The sequence below is a fragment of the Thauera sp. SWB20 genome, from assembly GCF_000831325.1.
Taxonomy (GTDB): Bacteria; Pseudomonadota; Gammaproteobacteria; order Burkholderiales; family Rhodocyclaceae; genus Thauera; species Thauera aminoaromatica.
In genome coordinates, this window is sequence record NZ_JTDM01000021.1 from 598,780 (window position 1) to 624,475 (window position 25,696).

Below are 25,696 nucleotides of genomic sequence, written 5' to 3' on the forward strand. Positions count from 1 at the left end.
TCGGACAGCGGCCGTCAAACGACTGAAGCAAGCATCATGCCGCAAGCACGGCACCCGAGGCGGCCGGCCATGGAGAAAAGTACGAGGATCGCGGAATCCTATCGCCCGAGGGCGCGATCCTCCGCCTCCACCGCCGCCATCTCGGCGTCGTCGTACAGGCGCGAGCGGGTGTGGAAGGCCTTGCCGGTGCCCCCCTCGAGCGAGAAGGTGCCGCCGTTGCCATCGACGACGTCGATGATGAGCTGGGTGTGCTTCCAGTATTCGTATTGCGACGCGCTGATGTAGAAGGGCACGCCGCCGATCTCGCCCAGGTGCACGTCGTGGGGGCCGATGGTCAGGTCGGTGGGCAGGTAGCAGTTGGCGGCGCTGTTGTCGCAACAGCCGCCGGACTGATGGAACATCAGGTCGGGACCGTGCTCGGCCTTGAGCTGCTCGATGAGTGCGAGTGTCGCAGGGGTGGCGATGACGCGTTCGACCATGTCGCGTGCCTCCGGAACGAAAAAGCGGGGGCGGTCGCCCGCCCCCGCGAAGGTCGCCCGCGGTGCGGGCGAGGGAGGGAGAACGCCGTGATCAGAAGAAGCCGAGCTTGTTCTCGCTGTAGCTCACGAGCAGGTTCTTCGTCTGCTGGTAGTGGTCGAGCATGACCTTGTGCGTCTCGCGGCCGATGCCCGACTCCTTGTAGCCGCCGAAGGCCGCGTGCGCCGGGTAGGCGTGGTAGCAGTTGGTCCACACGCGCCCGGCCTGGATGGCGCGGCCCATGCGGTAGGCGACGTTGCCGTTGCGGCTCCACACGCCGGCGCCCAGGCCGTACAGGGTGTCGTTGGCGATCGCCAGGGCCTCGGCCTCGTCCTTGAAGGTGGTCACCGCGAGCACCGGCCCGAAGATCTCCTCCTGGAAGATGCGCATCTTGTTGTGGCCCTTGAACAGCGTCGGCTGGATGTAATAGCCGTCGGCCAGGTCGCCGTCGAGCTGGGCGCGCGCACCGCCGATCAGCACCTGGGCGCCCTCTTCCTTGCCGAGCTGCAGGTAGGACTGGATCTTGCTCATCTGCTCGGAGGAGGCCTGCGCACCCATCATGGTGTCGGTGTCGAGCGGGCTGCCCTGCTTGATCGCGGCGACGCGCTTCACCGCGCGCTCGATGAAGCGGTCGTAGATCGACTCCTGGATCAGCGCGCGGCTCGGGCAGGTGCACACCTCGCCCTGGTTGAAGGCGAACAGCACCAGGCCCTCGATCGCCTTGTCGAGGAAGGCGTCGTCCTTGTCCATGACGTCGGCGAAGAAGATGTTGGGCGACTTGCCGCCCAGCTCGAGCGTGGCCGGGATCAGGTTGTTGGCGGCGGCCTGGGCGATCACGCGGCCGGTGGAGGTGGAGCCGGTGAAGGCGATCTTGGCGATGCGCTTGCTGGTGGCGAGCGGCATGCCGGCCTCGCGGCCGTAGCCGTTGACGATGTTGAGCACGCCCGGGGGCAGCAGGTCGGCGATCAGCTCCATCAGCACCAGGATCGAGATCGGGGTCGACTCGGCGGGCTTGAGCACCACGCAGTTGCCCGCACCCAGCGCCGGCGCCAGCTTCCAGGCGGCCATCAGGATGGGGAAGTTCCACGGGATGATCTGGCCGACCACGCCCAGCGGCTCGTGGATGTGGTAGGCCATGGTGTTCTCGTCGATCTCCGAGATGCCGCCTTCCTGCGAGCGCAGGCAGCCGGCGAAGTAGCGGAAGTGGTCGACGGCGAGCGGGATGTCGGCGTTGAGCGTCTCGCGGATCGGCTTGCCGTTATCGACGGTCTCGGCGTAGGCGAGCAGCTCGAGGTTGGCCTCGAGGCGATCGGCGATCTTGAGCAGGATGTTGGAGCGCGTGGTGGCGTCGGCCTTGCCCCACTTCGGGAAGGCGGCGTGCGCGGCGTCGAGCGCGAGCTCGATGTCCTCGGCGGTGGAGCGCGCGGCCTGGGTGTACTTCTGGCCGGTGATCGGCGTGACCACGTCGAAATACTGGCCCTTGACCGGAGCCACCCACTGGCCACCGATGAAGTTGTCGTAGCGGGCCTTGTACTGGATCTTGGCGTCGGCCTGTCCGGGCAGTGCATACAGCATGGTGTCGTCTCCTCGTGTGGTTTCGGTTGCGGGCGGTTTCGCCACACGGCGATTACGCATCCTTCGTGCCAGCAGGATCGAATGCCTATGAAACAACGACTTGGCCCCTGTTCTCGACGATCCGGGCGCTCCGCGGCGACTTCTGGAGCAGCGCCGGTTCGCTCCATCTGCTCCATTTGCTCCAGTTGCTCCAAGCGCCGTGCCCGCAGGGCAGCATCCCGAAACGACGCGGGGCAGCACGACCGCCGTCGCACTGCCCCGCCGCGTGCGCGCGTCGCGCAGTTGTCAGAACATCAGGATGCCGCCCACCGAGATCGTGCGCGTCTCCAGGTCGCCAGCGAAGAGGTCGCCGCCTTCGCCCTTCTCCTGGTTGTATTCGCCCACGAGGGTGATGTACTTGTTGAGGCTGTGATAGACCCCCACCGTGGCCGAACGGAAGGTGTTGGTGTCGGCCAGCGCGCCGCCGCGGTCGCGGTTCTCGCCGAAGTTGATGCCGAACTTGGTCTTGCCCACGGTGTAGGTGCCCTGCACGAAGTAGCCCTTGCCGTCGGTCTTGCCGAAGGGCGACAGGTACAGCGCGCCGACGGTCGACAGTCCCAGCCCGCTGGCGTCGAAGCCGTAGGCGACCGCCTCGAAGGCGCCGATGCCGACCTTGGCGCCGAGCTCGAAACCGTTGGCGTCGAAGCTGCCCGCCCCGCTGGTGCGCTGGTGGACCGCCCCCGCCCACACCGAGCCCTTGGCGGTACCCGCCTTCCAGTCGTAGTTCGCCATGGCCTGGAAGCCGGGGTCCTTGGTCTCGTCACCGGCGAACTTGTTGGGATCGAAGATCCCCGCCGACGCCGAGAAGCCGCCGAAGGCCGGCGTGGTGTAGGTGATCTGGGGCTGGAAGCCGGTGTACATGTAGCCGTGGCCGATCATGCCGAAGGTGGTGTTGAAGGGCGTCGACGCGTAGCTGTTGCCGCCGAGGCCGAGGAGCGTCATGTCGGACAGGATGATCTTCTGCCCGAAGAGGCCGATGTCGCGGCCGAACTTGACCGTGCCCCACTCGGTGTTGCCGAACTGGAAATACAGGTTGCGGGTGTCGATCTGGGTGAAGGGGCTGTCGCAGCCGGTGGAACCGCCACAGCTGGGGTCGCTGGGCAGGCCCACCACGTCCGACTTGTCGTTGATGCCGGGCGCGAAGCCGACGTGAGCCTTGATGTCCAGGCCCTCCACCTTGGTGGTGAACACGAAGTTGATCCAGCCCGGCAGCAAGCCGTTGGTGAGCGCGGAGTCGGTGGTCTTGACGCCCGCGCGCTCCTCGGTCCGATGAGAATAGAAGCCGTTGACCGTGCCGTTGATGTCGAGCGTGGCGTCGCCCTGCGAAAACCCGATCGCCTGGGCCGGCGTGGCGGCGAGCGCGAGCAGCGCGGCGCCGAGCGCCGACGGCAGCAGGGCGGTGGTGGCGGGTCGGGTGCGGCGGTGGCTGGAAAGCTTGTTTTGCATGGATGTCCCCTCGGATGGTGTGGATGCCTTCGATCCGCCCGCCCGGCGGCCGGATCGAAGGCGGGCTGCGCAAACGCTGTGCCACCCCCCGAAAACGCGGCCTGTTCCGGGCATTTGTGCGCAACGCAGGCGCACAGTCCGCTCCGGATGCTCCACAATCCCTGCCCGCCCTGCTTCGGAATGGCACCTCCGGAGCAGGCGCCGGCCGCAGGCGAGCGACGCCCCTGCGGCCTGCAAGACTCCCTGCCAGGATCTCCGCTGCGATGAAAGAGCCCCCCTCCCTGCCGGTCGCCCCCTCTCCGCCGGTCGCCCCCTCTCCCTCCCAGGCGCACGCCGAAGCGCGATCCGGCGCGGTCGCGCGCCCGGCAAGCGGCCGCTTTCCGCTCGCGATCATCGGCCCCGGCGCGCTCGGCCTGCACTTCGCTGCGCGCCTCGACGGCATTGCGCCGGTCGCGCTGATCGCGCGCGACGCCGCCGGAGCCGCGCGCCTGAACGCCGGCGTCGAGGTGGGCGGACACCTCTTCCATCCAAACGCCTTCGCCGCCGAGCGGGCCCCGGAGGCGGACTGGGTGATCGTGCTGGTGAAGGCGGGCGACACCGCCGCCGCCGCGTCCACCGCCGCGCGCATGCGTCCGCTGGGTGTGCTCTCGCTGCAGAACGGCCTCACCGGCGAGCTGCTGCGCGCGCACTGCGCGGCGCGCCACGTCGACCAGGGCATCACCACCGAGGGCGCCTACCGCGAGCAGGGCGACCACGGCGAGCGGGTGCACCCCGCGGGTGCGGGCGAAACCCTCGTGCCCCCCGGCTTCGAGGCGGTCGCCGAACTGCTCGCGCGCGCGGGCCTGCGTGCGCGCGTCGAACCCGACATCGCGCATGCCCGCCTCGCCAAGCTGCTGGTCAATGTCGCCATCAACCCGCTCGCGGCGCTCTTCCGCGTACCCAACGGCGCCCTGCTCGATCCGCCGCACCGCGTGCTGCTCGACACCCTGGTGCGCGAAGCCCTGCCGGTGTTGCACGCGCACGGCCTCGAACTCGACGAGGACGCCGCCCTCGCCCGCGTGCACGCGGTCGCCCGCGCCACCGCGGCCAACCGGGCGAGCATGCTGCAGGACCTGCTCGCCGGCCGGCGCACCGAGATCGACGCGATCACCGGCGCACTGCTGCGCATGGCCGCGCGGACACACGCAGAGCTGCCCACCCATCGGGCGCTGCATGTGCTCGTGCGTGCGCTCGAATCCGCGGATGACGGAGGGGCCCCGGCCGCGTGCTGACGGGCCCGGACGTCGGGTCGATGCGCCGGACTATAATTCGGCGAGCGCTCACTGCCCCGACGAGGACATCATGGCCCTGCCCCAACCCACCGCCCCCTTCACCGCCGAAGACTACCTGCAGTGGGAAGCCGGGCAGCCCGACAAGCACGAGTACTACCACGGCGAGACCTTCGCCATGGGCGGTGCCAGCCGCCGGCACGTGACGATCTCGGGCAACGTCTTCAGCGCCCTCGACGATGCGCTCGAAGGCAGCCCCTGCCGCGCCTACATGGCCGACATGAAGGTCCAGGCCGCCGCGGACGAGGCCTACTTCTACCCCGACGTCCTCGTCACCTGCGACCCCGCCGACCATCGCGCCGACCAGTTCATGCGCGCACCAACGCTGATCGTCGAGGTCCTATCCCCCGCCACCGCCGCCTACGACCGCGGCGAGAAGTTCGCCGCCTATCGCCGCATCGCCTCGCTGCAGCACTTCGTCCTCATCGACCCCGACCTGCGCCGCATCGAACACTACCGCCGCAGCCAGGACGCGCGCTGGGAGCTGCAGGACATCGCGCCCGAGCAGGCCCTGGTGCTGGAGAGCCTCGAGGTCTCGATCCCGTGGCAGAAGGTGTTCCGCAACGCCGATTGAGGCGGAGCGCGCTCACCCCCCACGCCCCGGATACCCCCGAGGCGCGCCGACGAAGAGGAATCCACGATGCACGTGCAAACCTACCAGCCCCTCGACGAAGCCGAATACCTCGCGCTCGAGGCGCGCTCGCCGGTCCGCCACGAGTACATCGCCGGCGAAGTCTTCGCGATGACGGGCGCCAGCATCCGCCACAACATCATCGCAGGCAACCTGTACACCGCCCTTCGCACCCACCTGCGCGGCACGCCCTGCCGCGCGCTCATGGAAGGGTTCAAGCTCTACCTGAAGAAGGAGCGCAGCTACTTCTACCCCGACGTGATGGTCACCTGCGAGCCGCGCCTGCTCGAACTCGACGCCGAGACACAACTCGTCGACAGCCCGGTGCTCGTCGTCGAGGTCCTCTCCCCCTTCACCGAGGGCATCGACCGCCGCGAGAAGCTGCGCGCCTACCGCACGCTCCCCAGCCTCAAGGAGTACGCCCTGGTCAGCCAGGACGAATGCAAGGTCGAGCTCCACCGCCGCCGCGGCGACATCGGCTGGGACATCATCACCTTCGAGCCCGGTGACCCGGTCGAATTCGCCAGCGTCGAGCTGCAGATGCCGATCGCCGACGTCTATTTCGAGGCCGGGGTGACGTGCGCGGGGTAGCGATGGCCAATGACGCATCGCGCCGGCCGAGATACGACCGCCACGCGATGCTGACCGTGGTGTGTCGTCTCAGGCGAACCCGCCGAAGCACACGATGAGCAAATGAAAGGACCTGTCTCCACGCCCCCTCGGGGTCAGTAGCCCCGGAACAGAAAATCCAACGCAGCGGTGATCTGCTCCTGCGCTTGAGCAAGCGAAGTCACGGGCGACTTCAGCACTCGCAGCGGTACAGCGCCCATCTTTGGTGTTTCCAGAAGGCAGTCCGTGCCCTCGATGGTAAAGACCGGCGTCAGACGGGCAGGTAGCCTGATCTTCGGGAAGTGATTGAGACTGCGCAATGGAATCACCATACGGCTGTCCAGGCCATCGAGCAGATCGCTCTGCACATCCAGCAGGTAGGGTGTCGTGTCAGCGTGGCTCCCCGTATTGGCATAGACGTCGAAACGCGCCATCCGAAACTTCTCCACGCTTCGAGCGGCAAGCCTTCTGCCTCAACGGTCGCATTGTAGGCAGCGATGAAATCGGCATGATCCTCGCGCCACTTGCGCTCCTGCTCGCGGCGCACAACCTCACGCAAGTAGGTATCGCAGACCTGGGAAATGTTGATGTCGAGTTGCTTGGCGGCATCCAGAACGTCGCTGCTCAGACTCAGGTTTATCGCGCGTTTACCAGATGAACCGGTACGCATGCGTTGGGTGCTTCGTGTGGCTGGCATCGCGATCTCCATGCGCATCCGTTTGTGCGCACAGGTTATGCCTAAATACCGCCCCTAGTCCATGACTCAAAGCACGAAATCGTGATCTGCCCCCTCGTTCCCGAAGGTGTGCGAAGCCGCCGAAGCACGCGATGAGCAAATGAAAGACCTGACCCTCGGCCCTCCCCATCGTCGCCATCTGGATCCGCGCCGCCTTGATCAGAAACCGCAAATACCCCATCCTCCTCCCCGAGCTGGATGACCTGCAGGAGTCACGCACCATGCCACCCACCGCACTCGCACGTGACGACAAAGCCCTCGCAGACTTCTGCCGTGCGCACGGCATCCGGCAGTTGTCCGTCTTCGGCTCGACAATCAAGGGCACCGCGCGGCCCGACAGCGACCTGGACCTCCTCGTCGAGTTCGAGCCCGACCGCGTCCCGGGCCTTCTGGGCATGGCCAAGCTCGAAGAAGAGCTTTCGGCGCTCATGGGTGGCAGGACGATCGACCTCCGCACCCCGGCGGACCTCAGCCGGTATTTCCGCGACGACATCATCCGCACCGCCCAGACTCGATATGTTGCCTGATGACCGGATCCGTCTGAAGCACATGCTGGACGCAACGCAGACCGCGATCGGCTTCCTGCGCGCCCGTGCCCGCCACGATCTCGATACCGACACGATGCTTCTCTTCGCGACCGTGCGGGCCCTCGAGGTCATCGGCGAAGCGGCAGGAAAGGTATCGGACAGCACTCGTTCGGCAGCGCCGCAGATTCCTTGGCGCGCGATGGTCGGCATGCGCAATCGACTCATCCACGGCTACTTCGACATCGACACGGAGGTCGTCTGGCGCACCGTAAAGAACGAGCTGCCAGAACTGGCCTCTGCAATCGAGGGCGCCCTTCAAGCTTGAAGGGGCGCTGCGCCGACCCGCTCGACGCAGCCAGCCTTCCCGGATTCTTCGGCCTGCCGCCGGCAGATCGCTGATCCTGCGGGTCTCACCCCACCGCGCCCCTACGACCGCCGCGCAACACCGCCGGCGGTCGTGGCGCTTCAGGAGGACGAGGCTGACAGCACTGGGGCTGTCGATGAGCAAATGAAAGACCTGACCCTCGCCCCCCAACCGCCCCTCAAGTTCCCCCGCCCCGCGCCGTAGATGGCTCCACGCGCAGGAAACGCGCACGGCACCGGCGGGAAATTGCTAAAGAGTCCTACCCCGGGGTCGTAAAAGCTTCCAAGAGCACAAACAAACGCTCCGCACCCGCCAAGGCAAGCGATGCAGATACGGGTGTATGACCCACCTGACCTTCCAGGAGAAACATCATGGCCCAGACGATCAACACCAACGTTGCCTCGCTGAATGCGCAGCGGAACCTGAACTCCTCGCAAACTTCACTGGCGACCTCGCTGCAGCGCCTTTCCTCCGGCCTGCGCATCAATAGCGCGAAGGATGACGCTGCCGGGCTCGCGATCTCGGAGCGGATGTCCTCGCAAGTTCGCGGCCTCAACCAAGCTACTCGAAATGCGAATGACGGCATTTCCCTCGCACAAACCGCGGAAGGTGCACTTGGTGAAATTGGCAACAACCTCCAACGTTTGCGCGAACTCTCCGTCCAGTCAGCGAATGCGACCAACAGTGCATCTGATCGTGCAGCCTTGCAGGCCGAAGTTGACCAGTTGACCGCCGAGATCACCCGTGTCGCTAGCACGACTCAATTTAACGGCTTGAATTTGCTGGATGGTAGTTTTGCCAACCAAGATTTCCAAGTCGGAGCGAATGCGAATCAAACGATCACCATCCAGTCGATTGGAAACGCTAAAGCCACCGCTTTAGGCGCTCACAAGATGACGCTCGATGGAACCGCGCTTGGAACGGTCACCGCAGGCACGACCCTGCCCGCAGCAAACGGAGTTCAATCAGAATCTGATCTGACGATCACGACTGCGATGGGGGGAACAACTGCGGCGATCAGTTGGAGCGCAGGGGCAGACGCAAAAGACATCGCCGCTGCGATCAACTCGAAAGCCAATGATTTTGGCGTCACCGCAACCGCAAGCAACAGTGCGACGATCTCTGGGATTTCCGAAGATGGCACTATTACGTTCGCACTCAACGGTTCGAACATCAGCGCAAGCGGGGTTACCACATCCGATTATTCGAGCCTGGTCACGGCGATCAACTCGGCAAGCGGTTCGACTGGCGTCGTTGCCTCATTTACCACCTCGGGGCTGACCAATTCGATTACGCTGACTGCAGCCGACGGACGTGACATCGAAATCGACACCTACGCGAACAGTGGTGCAGGCGCAGCATCCACGGTCTCTTTCTCCGGTACGACACTGACCGAAGGAGCGGCAAGCAACGACTCCGCCATCAAGACTGGTACGGTCGAGCTTTCGAGCAGTAAAGGAGCCATCTCCACCGCTGCCGCAGGCGCCGATGTTTTTGCAGGCGCGGGAGTCAACACGAGCACCCTCTCCTCTGTTTCGGCGATTAACATCAAAACGGCAAGTGGCGCTCAAAGTGCGATTTCCGTCATCGACGCCGCCATTCAGACGATCAATAGCTCTCGAGGCGATCTCGGTGCATTGCAGAACCGGTTCAGCTCCACGATCGCAAATCTTCAGACCAGCGCTGAAAACATCTCGGCATCCCGCGGCCGCATCGTCGATGCCGACTTCGCCACCGAAACCGCCAACCTCACCCGCGGCCAGATCCTGCAGCAGGCCGGTACCGCGATGCTGGCGCAGGCCAACTCGCTGCCCCAGGGCGTGCTGTCGCTGCTCCGCGGTTAAACTAGGTTGATCTGACCAGCGTCCGGCGCGGAGCTCCCACGGAGCTTCGCGCCGTTGCCCCATGAAGGAGGCGAACAATCATGAGCATCCAGAACATCCCCTCGTCCGGCACCGCGACGGATACGCAATTCGCGCGCATGGCCAGCCAGCAGGCGACGAGGCCGCAGCGCGCCGGCGCCGGCGACACCCCGCCGGAGGCCGCGGCGGTCAATGAGCTGCGCTCCACCCAGCGCCCGGAGCAGGCCGGCAGCGCAGCCAACGCCGAGCCCGACCGTGAAACCCTGCTGCAGGCGGTGGAGGAGGTGCGCAAGGCGATCGAGCCGGTGGCACAGAACCTGCTTTTCTCGATCGACGACGACACCGGCCGCACCATCGTCAAGGTGGTCGACGCGCAGACCGACGAGGTCATCCGCCAGATGCCGTCGGAAGAAGTCCTGGCGATCTCGAAGGCGATCGACAAGCTCAAGGGCGTGCTGATCCAGCAGAAGGCCTGAGCGCGCCCCGGACATTCGCAAGTGATTTCATAGAGGAGCAGATCATGGCATTGAGCGCATCGGGACTGGGCTCCGGGCTCGACATCAACAGCCTGGTCTCGCAACTGATGGCGGTGGAGCGCCAGCCGCTCACCGCGATGGCGAAAAAGGAAGCCAGCTTCCAGGCCAAGCTCTCCGCCTTCGGCCAGGTCAAGGGCAGCCTCTCCGCGCTGCAGACCGCGGCCAACGCCCTGAAGGACGCGGCAAAGTTTTCCGCCACCAAGGCCGCGGTGGGCAGCGATGCCGGCTTCACCGCCAGCACCGCGAGCGGCGCGGCGGCGGGCAGCTATTCGGTGCAGGTGGAGCAGCTCGCCAAGACGCAGCGCGTCGCCACCAGCGCCGGCGTCGGCTTCAACCCGGTGGACGGCACGGCGGAAGCCCCGCAGACGCTGGAGATCCGCTTCGGCAAGATGGTCGACGGCGTGTTCACCGCAGGGCAGACGGTGGACGGCAGCTTCACCCCCGGCGCGGGCGCGGCGAAGACGCTGGCCTTCAGCGGCAGCACGATCGAGGAGCTGCGCGACGCGATCAACAAGGGCGACCTGGGCGTCAGCGCCAGCGTCGTCGACAACGGCACCGCCAGGCAGCTCGTGCTCACCGGCAAGACCACCGGCGCCGACCAGGCCTTCAGCATCGGCGGCACGGTGGGCCTGAACTACACGCCGGGCGCGGACGCCGGCGTCTCGACCGACCCGGTCTACCGCCTGCAGGCCTCGCAGGATGCGCGGGTGAACATCGACGGCATCGTGGTGACCCGCGGCACCAATACGGTCAGCGGGGCGATCGAGGGCATCACCCTGAGCCTGTCCAAGGAGACCACCGCGCCGACCAGCCTCACCGTGACCGAGGACTACGCCAGCGCGCGCAGCGCGATCGACGCCTTCGTCAAGGCCTACAACGACACCCAGACCACGCTGAAGAACCTCACCGCCTACAACGCCGAGACCAAGGTCGCCGCCACGCTCACCGGCGATTCCACCGCGCGCAGCATCCAGGCGCAGGTGCGCAACCTGGTGGGCGGCGCATTGGCCGGGTTGGGCGACACCAGCCGGCTGGCCGACATCGGCGTCACCTTCGACAAGGACGGCAAGCTGACGGTGGACGGCAGCAAGCTCGACGCCGCGCTCAAGGACCCGGCGCGCGACGTCGCCGCCTTCTTTACCGGCAGCGGTGACACCAAGGGCCTTGCCGCAACCGTGTCGGACGGACTGAAGAACTTCATCGACACGGGCGGTCTGCTCGCCGGGCGCACCGAGGGTCTCAACAGCTCGATCAAGCTGATCGGCAAGCAGCGCGAAGCCTTCGAGGCGCGGCTGGAGAGCGTGCAGAAGCGCTACATGGCGCAGTTCACCGCACTCGACACCACGATCGCCAGCATGACCCAGACCGGCAACTACCTCACCCAGCAGCTCGCCAACCTGCCCACCTACAGCTAACCCACAGAACCACGACGGAGAACCCCCAGCATGTTCGGTGGATTCCAGCAAAACCGCGCCGCCGCCTACGCCAAGGTGAGCGTCGAGACCGGCGTCAACACCGCCGATCCCCATAAGCTCATCCTGATGCTGTTCGACGGCGCCCTGCTGCAGGTGCGCACCGCCGGCTTCGCGATGCAGAACAAGGACATTCCCGGCAAGGGCACGGCGATCTCCAAGGCGATCGAGATCATCATCAACGGCCTCAAGGTGAGCCTCGACATGAACGCCGGCGGCGAGCTCGCCGAGCGCCTGGCCGCACTCTACGACTACATGAGCGAGCGCCTGCTCTACGCCAACCTGCACAACAGCCAGCCCGCGCTCGACGAAGTGGCGGGTTTGCTGGCGACGCTGCGCGAGGCCTGGGCGGAGATCCGCAGCCAGGTGCAGCCGAGCGCGGCGTGAGGCTGCGGACAGGCGCATTTCTTGCATCGGCATTTGTTGCTTCTTGCTTTTCGTAGGAGCGACGCAAGTCGCGAAGCAACCGCAATCCCAATCGCCGCTGCCCGTGCGATAGACGAGCCGGGCGAAGGATCGCCGCCGGTGGTGGTGGTGGGCGAGGAGTGCATTTCGTGACGGGGGTGATCGCGACTTGTGTCGCTCCTACAGGTGCGTGCTGCGCTGTTGTCGATGATCGAACCGCTTCCCGATGAGTCCTCTTCCGCCATGCTGACCCTGCCCACCCTCGCCGCCCTGCTCGAGCGCTACGAAGCGATGGCCGAGGCGGCGCGTGCGAACGACTGGGAGCGCCTCTCTGCGCTCGAGCGCGAGGCGGCCGCATTGCGCGAGGCGGCGCGGGCGGACTCGGCAAACGCCGCGGACGATGCCGCCGCGCTGGCCAGGCTGCCGCCGGCTGACGCCGCCGAGCTGCGCGAGGGCATCGCGCGCCTGCTGGCGCTCGACGCCGAGATCCGCAGCCACACCGATCCCTTCCTCTCCAGCGTGCGCAAGCTGCTCTCCGCCGGGCGCCACGAGCGCGCGCTGCGCGACGCCTACGGCGCGTCCTCGCGCTGAGGCCGACGCGCCCTGACCGGCCGGGCCCGATGGAGCGCATGCGATGATCCCCTCCGACCTCGCCGCCCGCCTGCGCACGCTCACCGAAGCGAGCTTCTTCGAGACCGAGCCGCCAGTCCCCGGCCTGCAGCGCGCACGCGAGATCCAGGCCCGCCTGCCCGAGCTCGTGCCCGGCCAGCGCTTCCTCGCCACCTTGCAGCGCACCCTGCCCGACGGCAGCTTCCGCGCCGTGGTGGCCGGACAGCAGATGACGCTGGCGCTCGACGGCTCGGCCAAGGCCGGCGACACGCTCGAGCTCGAGGTCACCCAGCTCACCCCGCGCACGGTGTTCGCGCGCGTGGTGGGCGGCGAGGCGGCCACGACCGCCGGCGCCTCGGCGCAACCGGCGCTGAGCCAGACCGGGCGCCTGATCAGCTTTCTGCTCACCGGCCAGCCGGTGCCCTCGCCGGCAAGCCTTGCCGGCAACCGCCCGCTGCTCGACGCTCCTCCCACCGCCGGCAGCCAGCTCGTGCCGGTGCTGCGCCAGGCGCTCGGGCAGAGCGGGCTGTTCTACGAATCGCACCAGGTGCAGTGGGTGCTCGGCAAGCTCGAAACCGCCGCGCTGCTGCGCGAGCCGCAGGGGCAGGCGGGCGGGGCGAACACGGCGGGAGGCGGAGCGGGTGCGAGCGCGGGAGGCGCGGCGGCGGCTGCAGCAGGCGGGGCTGCTGCGAGCGGACCCGGCGCGACAGCTGCCGCCGCTGCGGGCCCGGCCACCGCGACCGCAGGCCAGGCCGCCAGCACCACGGCCGAAACGGCCTCGCGCACGACGGAAGCCGCCTCAAGCCGCAGCGCCGCCGACACCGAGGCCAACCGCAGCGCCTCCACCACCGCACGTGCCGCCCTCGACGAGACCGCAGCCCCCCGCCCCGGCGCCATTCCCGAGCGCCTGATGCCGGTGGTGCACCAGCAGCTCGACGCGCTCGCCACCCAGCAATATGTCTGGCAGGGCCAGGCCTGGCCGGGGCAGAACTTCGAGTGGTGGATCGAGGATCCGCAGCATGAGGGCGAGCACGCCGGCGACGAGCCCGAGAACACCTGGAACACGACGCTGCGCCTCACCCTGCCACGGCTCGGCGGCGTCGAAGCCCGGCTCCACCTCACCCCCGCCGGTGTCGCCCTGCGCCTGGTCGCCGACGACCGCGCCACCCTGCAGACCCTGGACGGCGGCGCCGCCGCGCTCGCCTCGGCCCTCGAAGCCGCCAACCTCAAGCTCACCGGGCTGGTGATCGAGCCGCGCGCAGTGGCGCCGAATAGGGAGGTGGCGAGCGATGCCTGACAAGTACATCCTGCGACGCAACCAGGCCGCCGCCTGTACCAGCGGGCACCGAGCCGCCGCCCATGCCTGACACCCGCCCACCGCTGCGCAACGAGGCCGTCGCCCTCGCCTACACCGCCGGCGAGGCCGCGCCGCGCGTGGTCGCAAAGGGCAAGGGCGTGGTGGCGCGCGAGATCCTCGAGCGCGCGCGCGAGGCCGGGGTGTTCGTGCATGAGTCGCCGGAGCTGGTCGCGCTGCTGATGCAGGTCGACCTCGACGCCCGCATCCCGCCCCAGCTCTACGTCGCGGTCGCCGAGCTGCTCGCCTGGCTCTACCGCCTCGAACAAGGCGCCGAAGCCGGTGCCGCGCCGGTCGCCCGCGATCTGCCGGAGTCGCTGCGCCCGCGCCCGTCTTCTGCCGAACCATGAGACTGCCGCGCCGATCGCGACTTGGGTCGCTCCTACATCCCACCCCGGGCACCGCGGGCCTGCCGTAGGAGCGACGCCAGTCGCGATTCTGCCGGCAAGGACAGGCGCCGTTCGATTTCCACACCCCGATGATCGCGACTTGCATCGCACCTGCGGGGCCTCCCGGACGCCGCGGCCTCGCGGGGCGCGCTACCACGCCCCCGGGGCGTGTCTCGTGATATAAGAAAACGAGTTTGTGCAGCAGCCGTGCGCTACCTCAAGCGACGAGCCCCAAGGCATGACGATCGACCAAGAAGACACCCGCATCGAACTCATCCACGCCGACGACGAGGCGAAGTACGTGCTGCGCGACGCGCGCGAGATCCTCGCCATCGTGCGCAACCTGCTCGGTGCGCGGGCGCTCGTGAGCGCACGGCTGGCGCCGGGCAACGAATCCGTGCTGTCCACCCTGGTCGCGGTCGCGGAAGACGGCACCAGCCTGCTGCTCGACGGCAGCGCCGACCCGCTGCAGAACCAGCGCATGGAGCGCGCCGACGCGCTCGACTGCGTGACCCAGCTCGACAAGGTGCGTATCCAGTTCCTGCTGCGCGGCCAGCGCCTCGTCGAGGACGGCGGCAGCCCGGGCTTCCGCGCGCCGCTGCCGGAAGCCCTGCTGCGCCTGCAGCGACGCGAGTTCTACCGCCTGCAGACGCCGATCTCGGAGGGGGTGAGCTGCACGCTGGCCCTCCCCCGTGTCGACGGCAGCCGGCGCGAGGCCGAGCTGCGCATCCTCGACATCAGCGGCGGCGGCGTGGCGATCGCGGTGCCGCCGGTGGGCGTGCACTTCGAGCCCGGAACCGAGTTCCCCGACAGCCTGCTGCGCCTGCCCGACACCGCACCGATTTCCGCGCGCCTGGTGGTGCGCAACCTCTTCCGCATCACCCGGCGCGGCGGCGCCGAGGTGCTGCGTGCCGGCTGCGAGTTCGCCGACCTGCCGCGCGGCGCCGAGGACGCGATCCAGCGCTACATCCTGCGCGCCGAGCGCACCCGCAACGCGCGCGAGCGCGGCCGCTTGTGAACCCGCGGCACCCCACCCGCCTCCCGACGCTGCCCAAGACACGATAGCCCCGCATGGCCGAACTCAGCACCCCAAGCCCCGCCAGCCCGGCACCGCTCGACGGCGGACGCGGCGACGAGCTCGAGAAATTCACCCTGCGCGGCGCGCGCCAGATCCTGCAGCTGCTGCAGGATCTCATCACCCACCGCGGCTTGATCACCGCCCACACCGGCGGCGGCCACTCCTTCATGACCGCGGTGCTGAAGGTGGACGAAGAGCGCGGGCGCGTGGTGCTCGACCCCAGCCCCGACCCCCAGGCCAACCGCCGTGCGCTCGCCGCGCCGCGCCTGACCTGCGTGACCCAGCTCGACGGCATCCGCATCCAGTTCCCGCTCGTCGGCCTCGGCGAAGGCCAGGACAAGGGCCGCCCCGCCCTCTTCGCACCCCTGCCCGCCGAGATGCTGCGCCTGCAGCGGCGCGAGTTCTACCGCCTGCAGGTACCGCTCGCGCACGAGCTGAGCTGCCTGTTGAAAGCGGAGGACCTCGCCCGCAAGCCGGTGGAGGTGAGCGCACGCGTGATCGACATCGGTGCCGGAGGGGTGGCGGTGGTGGTGCCCGCGGGGGCGGCGGAATTCGTCATCGGCGGCACACTGCCGGCCTGCCGCCTCGCGCTGCCGGACGGCGAGCCGATCGAACTCGACCTCGAGGTGAGAAACCTCAACCGCCAGACGCAGCGCAACGGCACCGAACAACTGCGGGTGGGCCTGCGCTTCGCCGCCCTGCCGCGCGCTGCGGACACCCGCATCCAGCGCTACATCTTCAAGACGGAACGCGCGCTCAACGCCAAGGCACGCGGAGGCCTGTAGGCTTGATGCCAAGCCTTTCCGCAGCGCCCCGGTCGCGACTTGCGTCACCTGCATCCCACCCGAGACGCCGGGGGTCTTCGTAGGAGCGACGCAAGTCGCGATTCCGGCGCTCGAAATGCGCGACAACGCCCCGGTCGCGACTTGCGTCGCTCCTACGGGAGAACCGCGGCGAAGCCGGTCAGACCGGCATGTTCATAATGTCCTGATACGCCGTGACCAAGCGGTTGCGGACCTGGACCATCTGCTGGAAGGACATGCTGGCCTTTTGCAGGTTGACCATGACGTCCTGCAGATTGACGTTGGGGTCGCCGGCGGAGAAGTTTTGCGCCATCGCGCGCGCCTCGCCCTGGGCGGCGCTGACGTCTTTCAAGGCGGTGTTGAGCACGTCGGCGAAGTTGACGCCTCCCGCGGGCGCGTCCGCGGCGGGTGCGGCCTTGCCTTGCGCGGCCTGCGACACCGAGCGCAGTTCGCTCAGCATCTGGTCGATTCCACGGGTGTCCATAGCGTAATCCCCCGGCTTCAGGGTGGTCGGTGACGTCAGTGTAGCAGAGCAAATCGCGTGCCAGAGCCGCCGGGGACGCGCGGTCGTTGCGGTTTTCGTAGGAGCGACGCAAGTCGCGACGACGGCGTCGGCACTGATTCCATGCGCCCGATCGCGACTTGCGTCGCTCCCACAGGCGCCTTCGGAAGAGGGTTGACTTGCCGTAGGAGCGACGCAAGTCGCGAGCGGGCGATCGTGCAATCCGGTGGCCGATGGGCGGCCGGAAAGGGCTGCGGGGCCGGGATCGCGACTCGCGTCGCTCCCACAGGGCGCCCGGTCTCACACGTCGTGGCCCTCCTCGCGGTATTGCTGCAGCTTGTAGCGCAGGGTGCGCTCGGAGATGCCGAGCTTTTCCACGGTCTTCTTGCGCGAGCCGCCGAACTCGCGCAGCGTGGCGAGGATGTGCTCGCGCTCGAGGTCTTTCATGTTGGTCGGGCGCTCGGGAGCCGGACCGGCCGTGCCGGCCCCGGCGGCCTGCCCGCTACCCGACTGCACGGCCGCGACACCCCCCTGCATCCCGGGAGAAGCGGCAAGCCCTGCCGCCCCGCCGGCAGAATTTGCCGGCTCCGGCTTCCATTGTGGCAAGCACAGGCGGATCGTCTCGGCGCTCACCTCGTCGCCCTGGGTCAGGATCAGCACGCGGTGCATGATGTTTTCCAGCTCGCGCACGTTGCCCGGCCAGGCGTACTGCGGCAGCAGCGCCTCGGCGGCGGGCGAGAAGCGCACCTGGCGCTGCTGGCGGGCGGCGTGGCGGGCGAGGAAGTGGCGCGCCAGCGGCACGATGTCGCCCGGGCGCTCGCGCAGCGCGGGGATGGCGATCGGGAACACGTTGAGGCGGTAATACAGATCCTCGCGGAAGTGCCCGGCGGCGACCTCGCCGAGCATGTCGCGGTTGCTGGTGGCGAGCACGCGGATGTCGAGGGCCACCGGCTTCTTGCCGCCGACGCGCTCGACCTCGCGCTCCTGCAGCACGCGCAGCAGCTTGGCCTGCAGGCCGAGCGGCATCTCGGAGATCTCGTCGAGCAGGATGGTGCCGCCCTGGGCCTGCTCGAACTTGCCCGGCTGCGCCGCCTGCGCACCGGTGAAGGCGCCCTTCTCGTAGCCGAAGAGCGTGGCCTCGAGCAGGTTCTCGGGGATGGCCGCACAGTTGATCGCGATGAAGGGGCCCTTGGCGCGCGGCGAATGCTGGTGGATGTAACGCGCGAAGACCTCCTTGCCGGTGCCGGACTCGCCCGAGAGCATCACCGTCGCATCCGACTCGGCCACGCGCGCAGCGAGCGCGAGCAGGCCGCGGGTGTGGGGGTCCTCGGCGATGGTGTCCTCGCCCGCGGGCTGCACCGCGGCGTAGCGGCGCACGCTCTCGAGCAGCACCTCGGGCTCGAAGGGCTTCATCAGGAAGTCGCAGGCGCCGCCGCGCATCGCCGCCACCGCCTTGTCGACGTCGCCATAGGCGGTCATCAGCAGCACCGGCGTCTGCGGCCGGCGCGCGCGCACCTCGTGCAGCACCTGCAGGCCGTCCATGGGCTGCATGCGCAGGTCGGTGACGACCAGGTTGAAGTGCTCGCGCTCGATCGCCGCGAGCGCCGCCGCGCCGCCATCGACGCCGACGACGCGGTGGTGCGCCATCTCCAGCGTGAAACAGACCGCGTCGCGCAGCGCGGCGTCGTCCTCGACGACGAGGATGTTGAGGGTCTCGATCATGGGTTCTCTTGTGCGCCAATGGGCGCCGCCGCCAGCGGCACGACGAGGGTGAATTCCGCGCCCTGCCCGGGCGCGGAGCGCAGGGTGATGTCGCCGCCATGGGCGCGCGCGACGCCGCGGGCGATCGCCAGGCCCAGCCCGGTGCCTTCGGCGCGGGTGGTGAAGAAGGGCTCGAAGAGGCGCTCCTGCAGCTCGGGGGCGATGCCGCGGCCGCTGTCGCGCACCGTGAAGCGCACCGCGGGCGCGCCCACGCCGGCGTCGGCGGCGCCGACCAGCACGGCCTCGCAGCGCAGCGTGCCGCCCGCCTCGCAGGCCTGGATGCCATTCTCCAGCAGGTTGGTGAGCGCGCCGCCGAGCGCCTTGCGGTCGCCGACCAGTTCGGCCGCGCCGCAGGCGCAGTCGGCCGCGAACGCCACCTGGCGCGCGCGCGCCACCGGTTCCAGCGTGTGCGCGAGCTCGGCGAGCAGCTCGCACACCGCGAAGCGCTGACGTCCGGCGCTGTCGCCGCGCGCGAACAGCAGCATGTCGCGGATGAGGCGCTCGAGGTAGCGCAGGCGTTCGAGCGCGCGGTCGGCCACCATGGCGCGCTGCGCCGGGTCGAGCTCGGGCTGGCGCAGGTTGCCGGTGTATAGCAGCGCGGCGGCGAGCGGCGTGCGCAACTGGTGGGCGAGCCCGGCGACCATCTCGCCCATCGCCGCAAGGCGCTCGTTGCGCTCGGCGGTCAGGCGCATGCGATGGGTGTCGGTGACGTCGTGAACGAGCAGGATGCGCTCGGCACCGGAGTCGAGCTCGGACTCGGACAGGGCCAAGCGGCGCGGGTCGCCATCGACCGCGGCGGGGTCGCGGCGCAGCACGAATTCGCCCGGGGTGCCGCTATCTTCGAGGCGGGCGGCGAGCTCCGCCCACGCCACCCCGGCAAGCCCGCCTCCGAACAAGCTCTCGGCAGCGCGGTTGGCCTGCACCACGGTGCCGGCACGATCGACCACCAGCACCCCGGCGGGCAGTGCCCCCATCAGCACCGACAGGCGTTCGCTGAGCTGGCCGACCTGGGCCTGCAGCGCGGCGTAGGCGGTGGAGAGCTCCTCGGAGGCGCGGCTGAAGAGCGCGAAGGCCTCGGCGAGCTGGGCGGCGTCGAGCACCGGCGCCGCGGCGGGCATGCTCCCTGCTTGATCGGAGGCGACGACTGCGGCCCGCATGGGAAGGTCCGAATCCGTTTTCACGGGATGCACTCTAAATACACAGGCCGCCATGGTAGCCGGCAAACAGGCGGCAAAAAATGCCGCTTTTCACGCCACGAGGCTTGCACGCGCGGACGCACAATGCCGCCATCCGCCAAAGCGTATGCAACAGGACCGCCATCATGGCCGCAGCAGAAAACACCGCCGACCTGCCTCCGGGCGCCGCCCCCGCCGATGCGCAGGCGACGACGCGGATGCAGCAGGCGCTGCAGAACCTCGCCGCGCTCAGCACGCGCCAGAAGATCGCCGGCGCGGTCGCCATCGCGCTGGCGATCGCGCTCGTGGCCGGTTCCCTGCTGTGGAACCGCGCCCCGGAGTACGCGGTGCTGTTCTCCAACCTCGACGAGCGCGACGGCGGACAGATCATCGCCGAGCTGCAGCAGCGCAACATCCCCTACAGGATGTCGCCCACCGGCCACGCCATCCTGGTGCCGCAGGCGCAGGTGCATGAGACGCGGCTGCGTCTGGCGGCCGACGGCCTGCCCAAGGGCAGCCTCGCCGGCTTCGAGCTGATGGACGGCCAGAAGCTCGGCATCTCGCAGTTCAACGAGCAGGTGAACTACCAGCGCGCGCTCGAAGGCGAGCTGACCCGCACCGTGCAGGCGATCGACGCGGTGGCCAGCGCCCGGGTGCACCTGGCGATGCCCAAGCAGACCGCCTTCCTGCGCGACGACCAGCGCCCCACCGCCTCGGTGATGGTGAACCTGCGCGGCGGCCGCATCCTCTCGCCCGACCAGGTCGCCGGCATCGTGCACCTGGTGTCGTCGAGCGTGCCACGCATGCACGCCGAGGGCGTGAAGATCGTGGACCAGAACGGCAAGCTGCTCACCGAGCAGGCCGACCCGCTGCTGCGCGCCGGGCTCGACGCCACCCAGCTCGAATACGTCCGCCTGCTCGAGCAGGGCTTCATCGAGCGCATCGACAAGATCCTCGCGCCCCTGGTGGGCAAGGGCAACTACGGCGCCCAGGTGGCGGCCGACGTGGACTTCAACCAGGTCGAGCAGACCGCCGAGACCTACAAGCCCAACCCCACACCCGACCAGGCGATCCGCAGCCAGCAGACCAGCGAGGCCTTCAACCCGCAGCCGGGCGCGCAGGGCGTGCCCGGCGCGCTCACCAACCAGCCCCCGGTGCCGGCCACCGCGCCGATCACCAACCCGCAGGTGGCCGGCGGCGGCGGCGCGCAGGGCCTGGCGAGCGGCAACCGCAGCGCGGTGCTCAACTACGAGCTCGACCGCAACATCCAGCACGTCAAGCAGGCGGTCGGGCAGATCAAGCGCCTGTCGGTCGCGGTGGTGGTGAATAATCGCACCCTCCCCGGGCCCGACGGCACGCCCACCAACGTGCCGCTGCCCGACGAGGAGATCGCGCGCATCACCAACCTGGTGCGCGAGGCGGTGGGCTACAACGCCGACCGCGGCGACACCATCAACGTCGCCAGCGGCGCCTTCGCCGATGACGGCAGCGGAGCCGCACCGCCGCCGTGGAAGGATCCGGAGATCGTCGCGCTCGGCAAGGAAGGCCTGAACTGGCTGCTGGTTCTGATCGCGATCCTGTTCGCCTACTTTGGCGTGATCCGCCCGCTGCTGCGCACCGTGGTGCCGCCCAAGCCGAAGGAAGAGAAGAAGGGCGCCGCCGCGGGCGAGGAAGGCGCGGAAGGCGAAGAGGGCGAGGAAGGCGTGCGCGTCACCCTGTCCGGCGAGACCGGCGAGGGTGAAGAGACGGAGACCTTCGAGCAGCGCCTCGAGCGTGCCCGCGCCGCGGCGCGCAACGATCCCAAGATGGTCGCCAACCTGATCAAGGACTGGATGGGCATGAACGAGGAGGCGCGCAAGTGACGACACCCGAGGAAGGCCTGGAGAAGGCGGCGCTGCTGCTGATGACCCTCGGCCCCGACGCCGCCGCCGGGGTGCTGCGCCAGCTCGGCCCGCGCGAGGTGCAGAAGCTGACCATGAAGATGGCCTCGATGACGCCGCAGTCGCGCGAGACCGTGGAGCCGGTGCTGATCGAGGTGAACGAGCACTTCGGCAAGGGCTCGATGATCCAGTCCGACGACGACCAGCTGCGCGAGATGCTCACCAAGGCGCTCGGCGACGACCGCGCCAACCAGCTGCTGTCGCGCATGATGAGCGGCTCGGAGACCGCCGGCATCGAGAGCCTGAAGTGGATGGACGCGGCCACCGCCGCCGACCTGATCAAGGGCGAGCACCCGCAGATCATCGCCACCATCCTGGTGCACCTCGAGTACGACCAGGCCGGCGAGATCCTCAAGCATTTCGACGACCGCCTGCGCAACGACGTGGTGCTGCGCATCGCCACGCTCGACGGCGTGCAGCCGACCGCGCTCAAGGAGCTCAACGACGCCCTCACGCGCATGCTCTCGGGCGCGACCACGGTGAAGAAGGCGGCCATGGGCGGGGTACGCCACGCCGCCGAGATCCTCAACTTCGTCGGCTCGGGCGCCGAGACCGCGGTCATCGACAACGTGCGCGAATACGACCCGGAGCTGGCGCAGAAGATCCTCGACGAGATGTTCGTGTTCGAGAACCTGCTCGACATCGACGACCGCGGCATCCAGTCCATCCTGCGCGAGGTGCAGTCCGACTCGCTGATCATCGCGCTCAAGGGCGCCCCGCCCGAGCTGCGCGAGAAGATCTTCAAGAACATGTCCTCGCGCGCCGCCGAGATGCTGCGCGAGGACCTCGAGGCGCGCGGCCCGGTGCGACTGTCCGAGGTCGAGGCCGAGCAGAAGGAGATCCTCAAGACGGTGCGCCGCCTGGCCGAGGAAGGCCAGGTCATGCTCGGCGGCAAGGGCGGGGACGATGGCTTCGTGTGATCCCCGCGCCGCCCGCATGCGGAGTTCGCCCGCGGCGCACCCGTGCGGCCGCGCGGGAGGAAGCGCGTGGCGCGGCCCAGGGTGGAACCCGCGTGGAGACAGGAGGATCGTGCCGTGAGCATCTCGCGCCACCAGGCGGTCGGCGCCTACCGGCGCTGGGAACCGGAGGACTTCGATGCCCCCGCCGGCAAGGGCTCGGCACCGCCGCCGGAAGCCTTCGCGCCCGCGGATCTCGCAGGCCTCGTGCAAGCGGCGCCCGCGCCCTCCACAGCCTCGCCGCCCATTGCCCCCCCCGCGCCGGAGCCCGCCCCGTCCCCGCCCGCAGCCGACTCCGTCGCCGCGCTGCCGCCCGATTTCCACCTGCCCACCGCGGAGGAGATCGAGCGCATGCACGACGACATGCGCCGCGCCGGCTTCGAGGAAGGCCGCGCGGCCGGCCACGCCGAGGGGCTGGAAGCCGGGCGTGCCGAAGGCTACACCGAGGGTCGTGCACGGGCCGAGGCCGAGGCTGCGCGCCTGGCCGGGCTCGCCGACAGCCTGGACGAGGCCTTGCGCGAGCTCGACGGCGAGATCGCCGAGCAGCTGATGGCGCTGGCGATCGAGATGGCGCGGCGGATGGTGAAGCTCACCCTTGCCGAGCACCCCGAGGCCATCCTCGGGACGGTGCGCAGCGCGCTGCTCCAGCTGCCTCAGGGCCACGCCCACATCCAGCTCCACCCCGACGACCTCGCCCTGGTGCGCGAGCACCTTGGCGAACAGCTCGCCCACGCCGGCCACCGCCTGCAGGAGGACGCCCGCCTCGAACGCGGCGAGTGCCGCATCGACGGCCAGGGCGCGCAGGTGGATGCGACGCTGGAGACGCGCTGGCGGCGGGTGCTCGAATCCATCGGCCACGAGCGCGCGCGCTGGCACGTTGCGGAGGAAGCGGAGGCGGGCGACGCGACCGGCCCGGTTGCCGACACCGCCCCGCCCGCGCCGGAGCCGCCGGCATGAACCGTCACCAGGCGCTGTGGCGCGACTTCCTCGGCGACGGCCGCCGCCTGGTCGAGGGCTGCAACCCGCTCGAGGTCTCCGGCCGCCTCACCCGCATCAACGGCCTGGTCATGGAAGCGGCCGGCATCAAGCTGCCGCTCGGGTCGGGCTGCCGCATCCTGGTGCCCGGCGGCGGCGCGGTCGAGGCCGAGGTGGTCGGCTTCAACGGCGACAAGCTCTACATGATGCCCACCGACGACGTCTTCGGCCTGGCGCCCGGCGCGCGCGTGCTGCCGATGGAAGTCGGTGTGCCGCGCCTGGTCCCGGGCAAGCGCATCGGCCCGCGCCGGCGCGCCGCCGACCGCGCCAAGCACCTGCCGGTGGGCGACGCCCTGCTCGGCCGCGTGGTCGACGGCGCTGGCCGCCCGCTCGACGGCCAGGGCCCGCTGCACACCCAGGAGACGCGCTCGCTGCAGGGGCGTGCCATCAACCCGCTCGCACGCGCGCCGATCGCACAGCCGCTCGACGTCGGCGTGCGCGCGATCAACGCGCTGCTCACCGTCGGCCGCGGCCAGCGCCTCGGCCTGTTCGCCGGTTCCGGCGTGGGCAAGTCGGTGCTGATCGGCATGATGGCGCGCTACACCGAGGCCGAGGTCATCGTCGTCGGGCTGATCGGCGAGCGCGGCCGCGAGGTCAAGGAGTTCATCGACCACAGCCTGGGCCCCGAGGGCCTGGCGCGCTCGGTGGTGGTGGCGGCGCCCGCCGACACCAGCCCGCTGATGCGCATGCAGGGCGCGGCCTATGCCACCACGGTGGCGGAGTACTTCCGCGACCAGGGCAAGCAGGTGCTGCTGATCATGGACTCGCTGACGCGCTATGCGATGGCGCAGCGCGAGATCGCGCTCGCGATCGGCGAACCGCCGGTCACCCGCGGCTACCCGCCGAGCGTGTTCGCCCGCCTGCCCGCGCTGGTCGAGCGCGCCGGCAACGGCCCCGAGGGCGGTGGCTCGATCACCGCCTTCTACACCGTGCTCGCCGAGGGCGACGACCAGCAGGACCCGATCGCCGACGCGGCGCGCGCCATCCTCGACGGCCACTTCGTGCTCTCGCGCAATCTCGCCGACCAGGGCCACTACCCGGCGATCGACATCGAGCAGTCGATCTCGCGCGCGATGCACAACCTCGTCGGCGACGACCACTTCAACGTGGTGCGCCAGTTCAAGCAGTTCTTCTCGCGCTACCAGCGTTCTCGCGACCTGATCGCCGTCGGCGCCTACCAGCCCGGCGGCGATCCCCTGCTCGACATGGCCGTCAAGCTCTACCCCAGGCTCGAAGCCTTCCTGCAACAAGGCATCCAGGAACACGAGACCTACGAGGGTGCCCTGCAGAAGCTTGCGCAGGTGTTCGGGTGAGAAAGGCACGAGGCGCAAGCGCTCCCGCTCGCCCGTAGGAGCGAAGCCAGCCGCGATCGGGCGGCGAAGCTGCGCCGCCGCGGGGCCGAAGCGCCGCGATCGCGACTGGCGTCGCTCCTGCACCCGCGACATCGATCGCGAGCATTTCGTCACGGTCGAGGACGAGCCGACCGAAATATGCCCACCTCGGGCATCCGGCGAACGGCTAGAATGCTGTTTGCAACGCCCCCGTGACACGACGCCGATGCCCGCCTCCTTCCACCTCCAGCCCCTGCTCGACCTCGCCAGCACCCGCACCGACGAGGCTGCGCGTCGCCTGGGCGAACTCGTCGCCGCCGAACGCGACGTGGAACAGAAGCTGAAGATGCTCGAGGACTATCGCACGGAATATCACGAGCGCTTCGTGCAGGCCGCGCGCGACGGCCTGAGCGCGGACGCATGGCGCAACTATGGCGCCTTCATCGCCAAGCTCGACGACGCGATCGCCGCGCAGCGCAAGGTGGTCGAGCAATCGCGCGCGCGCACCGTCGAGGGCCAGCAGGCCTGGCTCGCCCAGCGCACCAAGCTCAAGGCCTTCGACACCCTCGCCCAGCGCCACCAGCACGCGGTCGCGCGCAGCGAGGCGCGCCAGGAGCAGAAGCAGTCGGACGAGCACGCCGCCCGACGCGGTGGCGAGGACGCCTGACGCGGGAAACCGCGGCAGCCGCCCGACCCGGTGACACACCCATGGCATGA

The 25,696-nt window shown here is 69.1% G+C and carries 27 protein-coding genes; 19 read left to right on the forward strand and 8 right to left on the reverse strand.

The features are described from left to right. Nucleotides 1-98 precede the first annotated feature (98 nt). The 3 genes from PO78_RS20005 to PO78_RS20015 all read right to left on the reverse strand — a co-directional run bounded on the left by PO78_RS20005 (nucleotide 99) and on the right by PO78_RS20015 (nucleotide 3,576). Entirely contained in the window at nucleotides 99-479 is a 381-nt protein-coding gene (locus PO78_RS20005) for a DUF779 domain-containing protein (RefSeq protein ID WP_043746412.1), read from the reverse strand. 91 nt (nucleotides 480-570) lie between these two features. Next, a complete protein-coding gene (gene adh / locus PO78_RS20010) occupies nucleotides 571-2,091 on the reverse strand; it encodes an aldehyde dehydrogenase (protein ID WP_020687653.1) in 1,521 nt (506 codons plus the stop codon). 285 nt (nucleotides 2,092-2,376) lie between these two features. Beyond that, nucleotides 2,377-3,576: a porin gene (locus PO78_RS20015; RefSeq protein WP_043746419.1), complete on the reverse strand. Its 1,200-nt coding sequence runs from the start codon at nucleotides 3,574-3,576 to the stop codon at nucleotides 2,377-2,379. A gap of 263 nt (nucleotides 3,577-3,839) precedes the next feature. On the opposite strand from PO78_RS20015, the gene PO78_RS20020 reads away from it, so the two are divergent. The 3 genes from PO78_RS20020 to PO78_RS20030 all read left to right on the forward strand — a co-directional run bounded on the left by PO78_RS20020 (nucleotide 3,840) and on the right by PO78_RS20030 (nucleotide 6,126). After that, the gene (locus PO78_RS20020) at nucleotides 3,840-4,847 is read left to right on the forward strand and encodes a ketopantoate reductase family protein (protein WP_043746422.1); all 1,008 of its coding nucleotides are present in this window, start codon (nucleotides 3,840-3,842) and stop codon (nucleotides 4,845-4,847) included. A 70-nt stretch (nucleotides 4,848-4,917) separates the two neighbouring features. Next, a complete protein-coding gene (locus PO78_RS20025) occupies nucleotides 4,918-5,478 on the forward strand; it encodes a Uma2 family endonuclease (RefSeq protein WP_043746424.1) in 561 nt (186 codons plus the stop codon). Nucleotides 5,479-5,544: 66 nt separating this feature from the next. Further along, nucleotides 5,545-6,126 carry a Uma2 family endonuclease gene (locus PO78_RS20030; RefSeq protein WP_043746427.1) on the forward strand — a complete coding sequence of 194 codons (582 nt, stop codon included), beginning with the start codon at nucleotides 5,545-5,547 and terminating at the stop codon, nucleotides 6,124-6,126. 134 nt (nucleotides 6,127-6,260) lie between these two features. On the opposite strand, the gene PO78_RS20035 is transcribed toward PO78_RS20030, so the two are convergent. Then, on the reverse strand, nucleotides 6,261-6,578 hold the full coding sequence (locus tag PO78_RS20035) for a CcdB family protein (RefSeq protein ID WP_043746430.1): 318 nt from the start codon (nucleotides 6,576-6,578) through the stop codon (nucleotides 6,261-6,263). Continuing rightward, a complete protein-coding gene (locus tag PO78_RS22605) occupies nucleotides 6,470-6,859 on the reverse strand; it encodes a type II toxin-antitoxin system CcdA family antitoxin (RefSeq protein WP_197068814.1) in 390 nt (129 codons plus the stop codon). The genes PO78_RS20035 and PO78_RS22605 overlap by 109 nt, the downstream gene beginning before the upstream one ends. A gap of 176 nt (nucleotides 6,860-7,035) precedes the next feature. Here PO78_RS22605 and PO78_RS20040 point away from each other — a divergent pair, with 176 nt between their 5' ends. From PO78_RS20040 to PO78_RS20090, 11 genes are all read left to right on the forward strand, one after another. Beyond that, nucleotides 7,036-7,407 (forward strand): nucleotidyltransferase family protein, encoded by a 372-nt coding sequence (locus PO78_RS20040; RefSeq protein WP_197068815.1) that lies wholly within the window; start codon nucleotides 7,036-7,038, stop codon nucleotides 7,405-7,407. Next, entirely contained in the window at nucleotides 7,397-7,732 is a 336-nt protein-coding gene (locus tag PO78_RS20045) for a HepT-like ribonuclease domain-containing protein (protein WP_043746433.1), read from the forward strand. Before PO78_RS20040 ends, PO78_RS20045 begins: the two co-directional genes overlap by 11 nt. A 410-nt stretch (nucleotides 7,733-8,142) precedes the next feature. Further along, nucleotides 8,143-9,615, forward strand: a complete 1,473-nt coding sequence (locus PO78_RS20050) for a flagellin N-terminal helical domain-containing protein (protein ID WP_043746436.1) — start codon at nucleotides 8,143-8,145, stop codon at nucleotides 9,613-9,615. A gap of 80 nt (nucleotides 9,616-9,695) precedes the next feature. Next, entirely contained in the window at nucleotides 9,696-10,109 is a 414-nt protein-coding gene (locus tag PO78_RS20055; RefSeq protein WP_043746438.1) for a flagellar protein FlaG, read from the forward strand. A 44-nt stretch (nucleotides 10,110-10,153) separates the two neighbouring features. Next, nucleotides 10,154-11,584 (forward strand): flagellar filament capping protein FliD, encoded by a 1,431-nt coding sequence (gene fliD / locus PO78_RS20060; RefSeq protein WP_043746441.1) that lies wholly within the window; start codon nucleotides 10,154-10,156, stop codon nucleotides 11,582-11,584. Between the two features lie 30 nt (nucleotides 11,585-11,614). After that, the gene (gene fliS / locus PO78_RS20065) at nucleotides 11,615-12,028 is read left to right on the forward strand and encodes a flagellar export chaperone FliS (RefSeq protein WP_043746444.1); all 414 of its coding nucleotides are present in this window, start codon (nucleotides 11,615-11,617) and stop codon (nucleotides 12,026-12,028) included. Between the two features lie 225 nt (nucleotides 12,029-12,253). Next, nucleotides 12,254-12,637 (forward strand): flagellar protein FliT, encoded by a 384-nt coding sequence (locus PO78_RS20070; protein WP_231570777.1) that lies wholly within the window; start codon nucleotides 12,254-12,256, stop codon nucleotides 12,635-12,637. A gap of 43 nt (nucleotides 12,638-12,680) precedes the next feature. Next, nucleotides 12,681-13,952: a flagellar hook-length control protein FliK gene (gene fliK / locus PO78_RS20075; RefSeq protein WP_043746447.1), complete on the forward strand. Its 1,272-nt coding sequence runs from the start codon at nucleotides 12,681-12,683 to the stop codon at nucleotides 13,950-13,952. Nucleotides 13,953-14,014: 62 nt separating this feature from the next. Then, entirely contained in the window at nucleotides 14,015-14,359 is a 345-nt protein-coding gene (locus tag PO78_RS20080; protein ID WP_004321904.1) for an EscU/YscU/HrcU family type III secretion system export apparatus switch protein, read from the forward strand. A gap of 277 nt (nucleotides 14,360-14,636) precedes the next feature. Next, the gene (locus tag PO78_RS20085) at nucleotides 14,637-15,416 is read left to right on the forward strand and encodes a flagellar brake protein (RefSeq protein ID WP_004321903.1); all 780 of its coding nucleotides are present in this window, start codon (nucleotides 14,637-14,639) and stop codon (nucleotides 15,414-15,416) included. Between the two features lie 53 nt (nucleotides 15,417-15,469). Further along, entirely contained in the window at nucleotides 15,470-16,261 is a 792-nt protein-coding gene (locus PO78_RS20090; RefSeq protein ID WP_043746450.1) for a flagellar brake protein, read from the forward strand. A 178-nt stretch (nucleotides 16,262-16,439) separates the two neighbouring features. On the opposite strand, the gene fliE is transcribed toward PO78_RS20090, so the two are convergent. The 3 genes from fliE to PO78_RS20105 all read right to left on the reverse strand — a co-directional run bounded on the left by fliE (nucleotide 16,440) and on the right by PO78_RS20105 (nucleotide 19,660). Beyond that, the gene (fliE, locus tag PO78_RS20095; RefSeq protein ID WP_004321899.1) at nucleotides 16,440-16,763 is read right to left on the reverse strand and encodes a flagellar hook-basal body complex protein FliE; all 324 of its coding nucleotides are present in this window, start codon (nucleotides 16,761-16,763) and stop codon (nucleotides 16,440-16,442) included. Nucleotides 16,764-17,081: 318 nt separating this feature from the next. Further along, on the reverse strand, nucleotides 17,082-18,503 hold the full coding sequence (locus tag PO78_RS20100; protein ID WP_004321897.1) for a sigma-54-dependent transcriptional regulator: 1,422 nt from the start codon (nucleotides 18,501-18,503) through the stop codon (nucleotides 17,082-17,084). After that, on the reverse strand, nucleotides 18,500-19,660 hold the full coding sequence (locus tag PO78_RS20105) for a sensor histidine kinase (protein ID WP_004321896.1): 1,161 nt from the start codon (nucleotides 19,658-19,660) through the stop codon (nucleotides 18,500-18,502). The genes PO78_RS20100 and PO78_RS20105 overlap by 4 nt, the downstream gene beginning before the upstream one ends. Before the next feature lie 203 nt (nucleotides 19,661-19,863). Between PO78_RS20105 and fliF the strand changes: the two genes are divergently transcribed. The 5 genes from fliF (at nucleotide 19,864) to fliJ (ending at nucleotide 25,646) form a co-directional block, all read left to right on the forward strand. Continuing rightward, nucleotides 19,864-21,579: a flagellar basal-body MS-ring/collar protein FliF gene (fliF, locus tag PO78_RS20110; protein WP_043746453.1), complete on the forward strand. Its 1,716-nt coding sequence runs from the start codon at nucleotides 19,864-19,866 to the stop codon at nucleotides 21,577-21,579. Beyond that, nucleotides 21,576-22,577 carry a flagellar motor switch protein FliG gene (fliG, locus tag PO78_RS20115; RefSeq protein ID WP_004321893.1) on the forward strand — a complete coding sequence of 334 codons (1,002 nt, stop codon included), beginning with the start codon at nucleotides 21,576-21,578 and terminating at the stop codon, nucleotides 22,575-22,577. Before fliF ends, fliG begins: the two co-directional genes overlap by 4 nt. A 114-nt stretch (nucleotides 22,578-22,691) precedes the next feature. Further along, the gene (locus PO78_RS20120) at nucleotides 22,692-23,570 is read left to right on the forward strand and encodes a flagellar assembly protein FliH (RefSeq protein WP_043746455.1); all 879 of its coding nucleotides are present in this window, start codon (nucleotides 22,692-22,694) and stop codon (nucleotides 23,568-23,570) included. Further along, nucleotides 23,567-24,961: a flagellar protein export ATPase FliI gene (gene fliI / locus PO78_RS20125; RefSeq protein ID WP_012585740.1), complete on the forward strand. Its 1,395-nt coding sequence runs from the start codon at nucleotides 23,567-23,569 to the stop codon at nucleotides 24,959-24,961. The genes PO78_RS20120 and fliI overlap by 4 nt, the downstream gene beginning before the upstream one ends. A 244-nt stretch (nucleotides 24,962-25,205) precedes the next feature. Then, on the forward strand, nucleotides 25,206-25,646 hold the full coding sequence (gene fliJ, locus PO78_RS20130) for a flagellar export protein FliJ (RefSeq protein ID WP_004328705.1): 441 nt from the start codon (nucleotides 25,206-25,208) through the stop codon (nucleotides 25,644-25,646). Nucleotides 25,647-25,696: the final 50 nt, after the last annotated feature.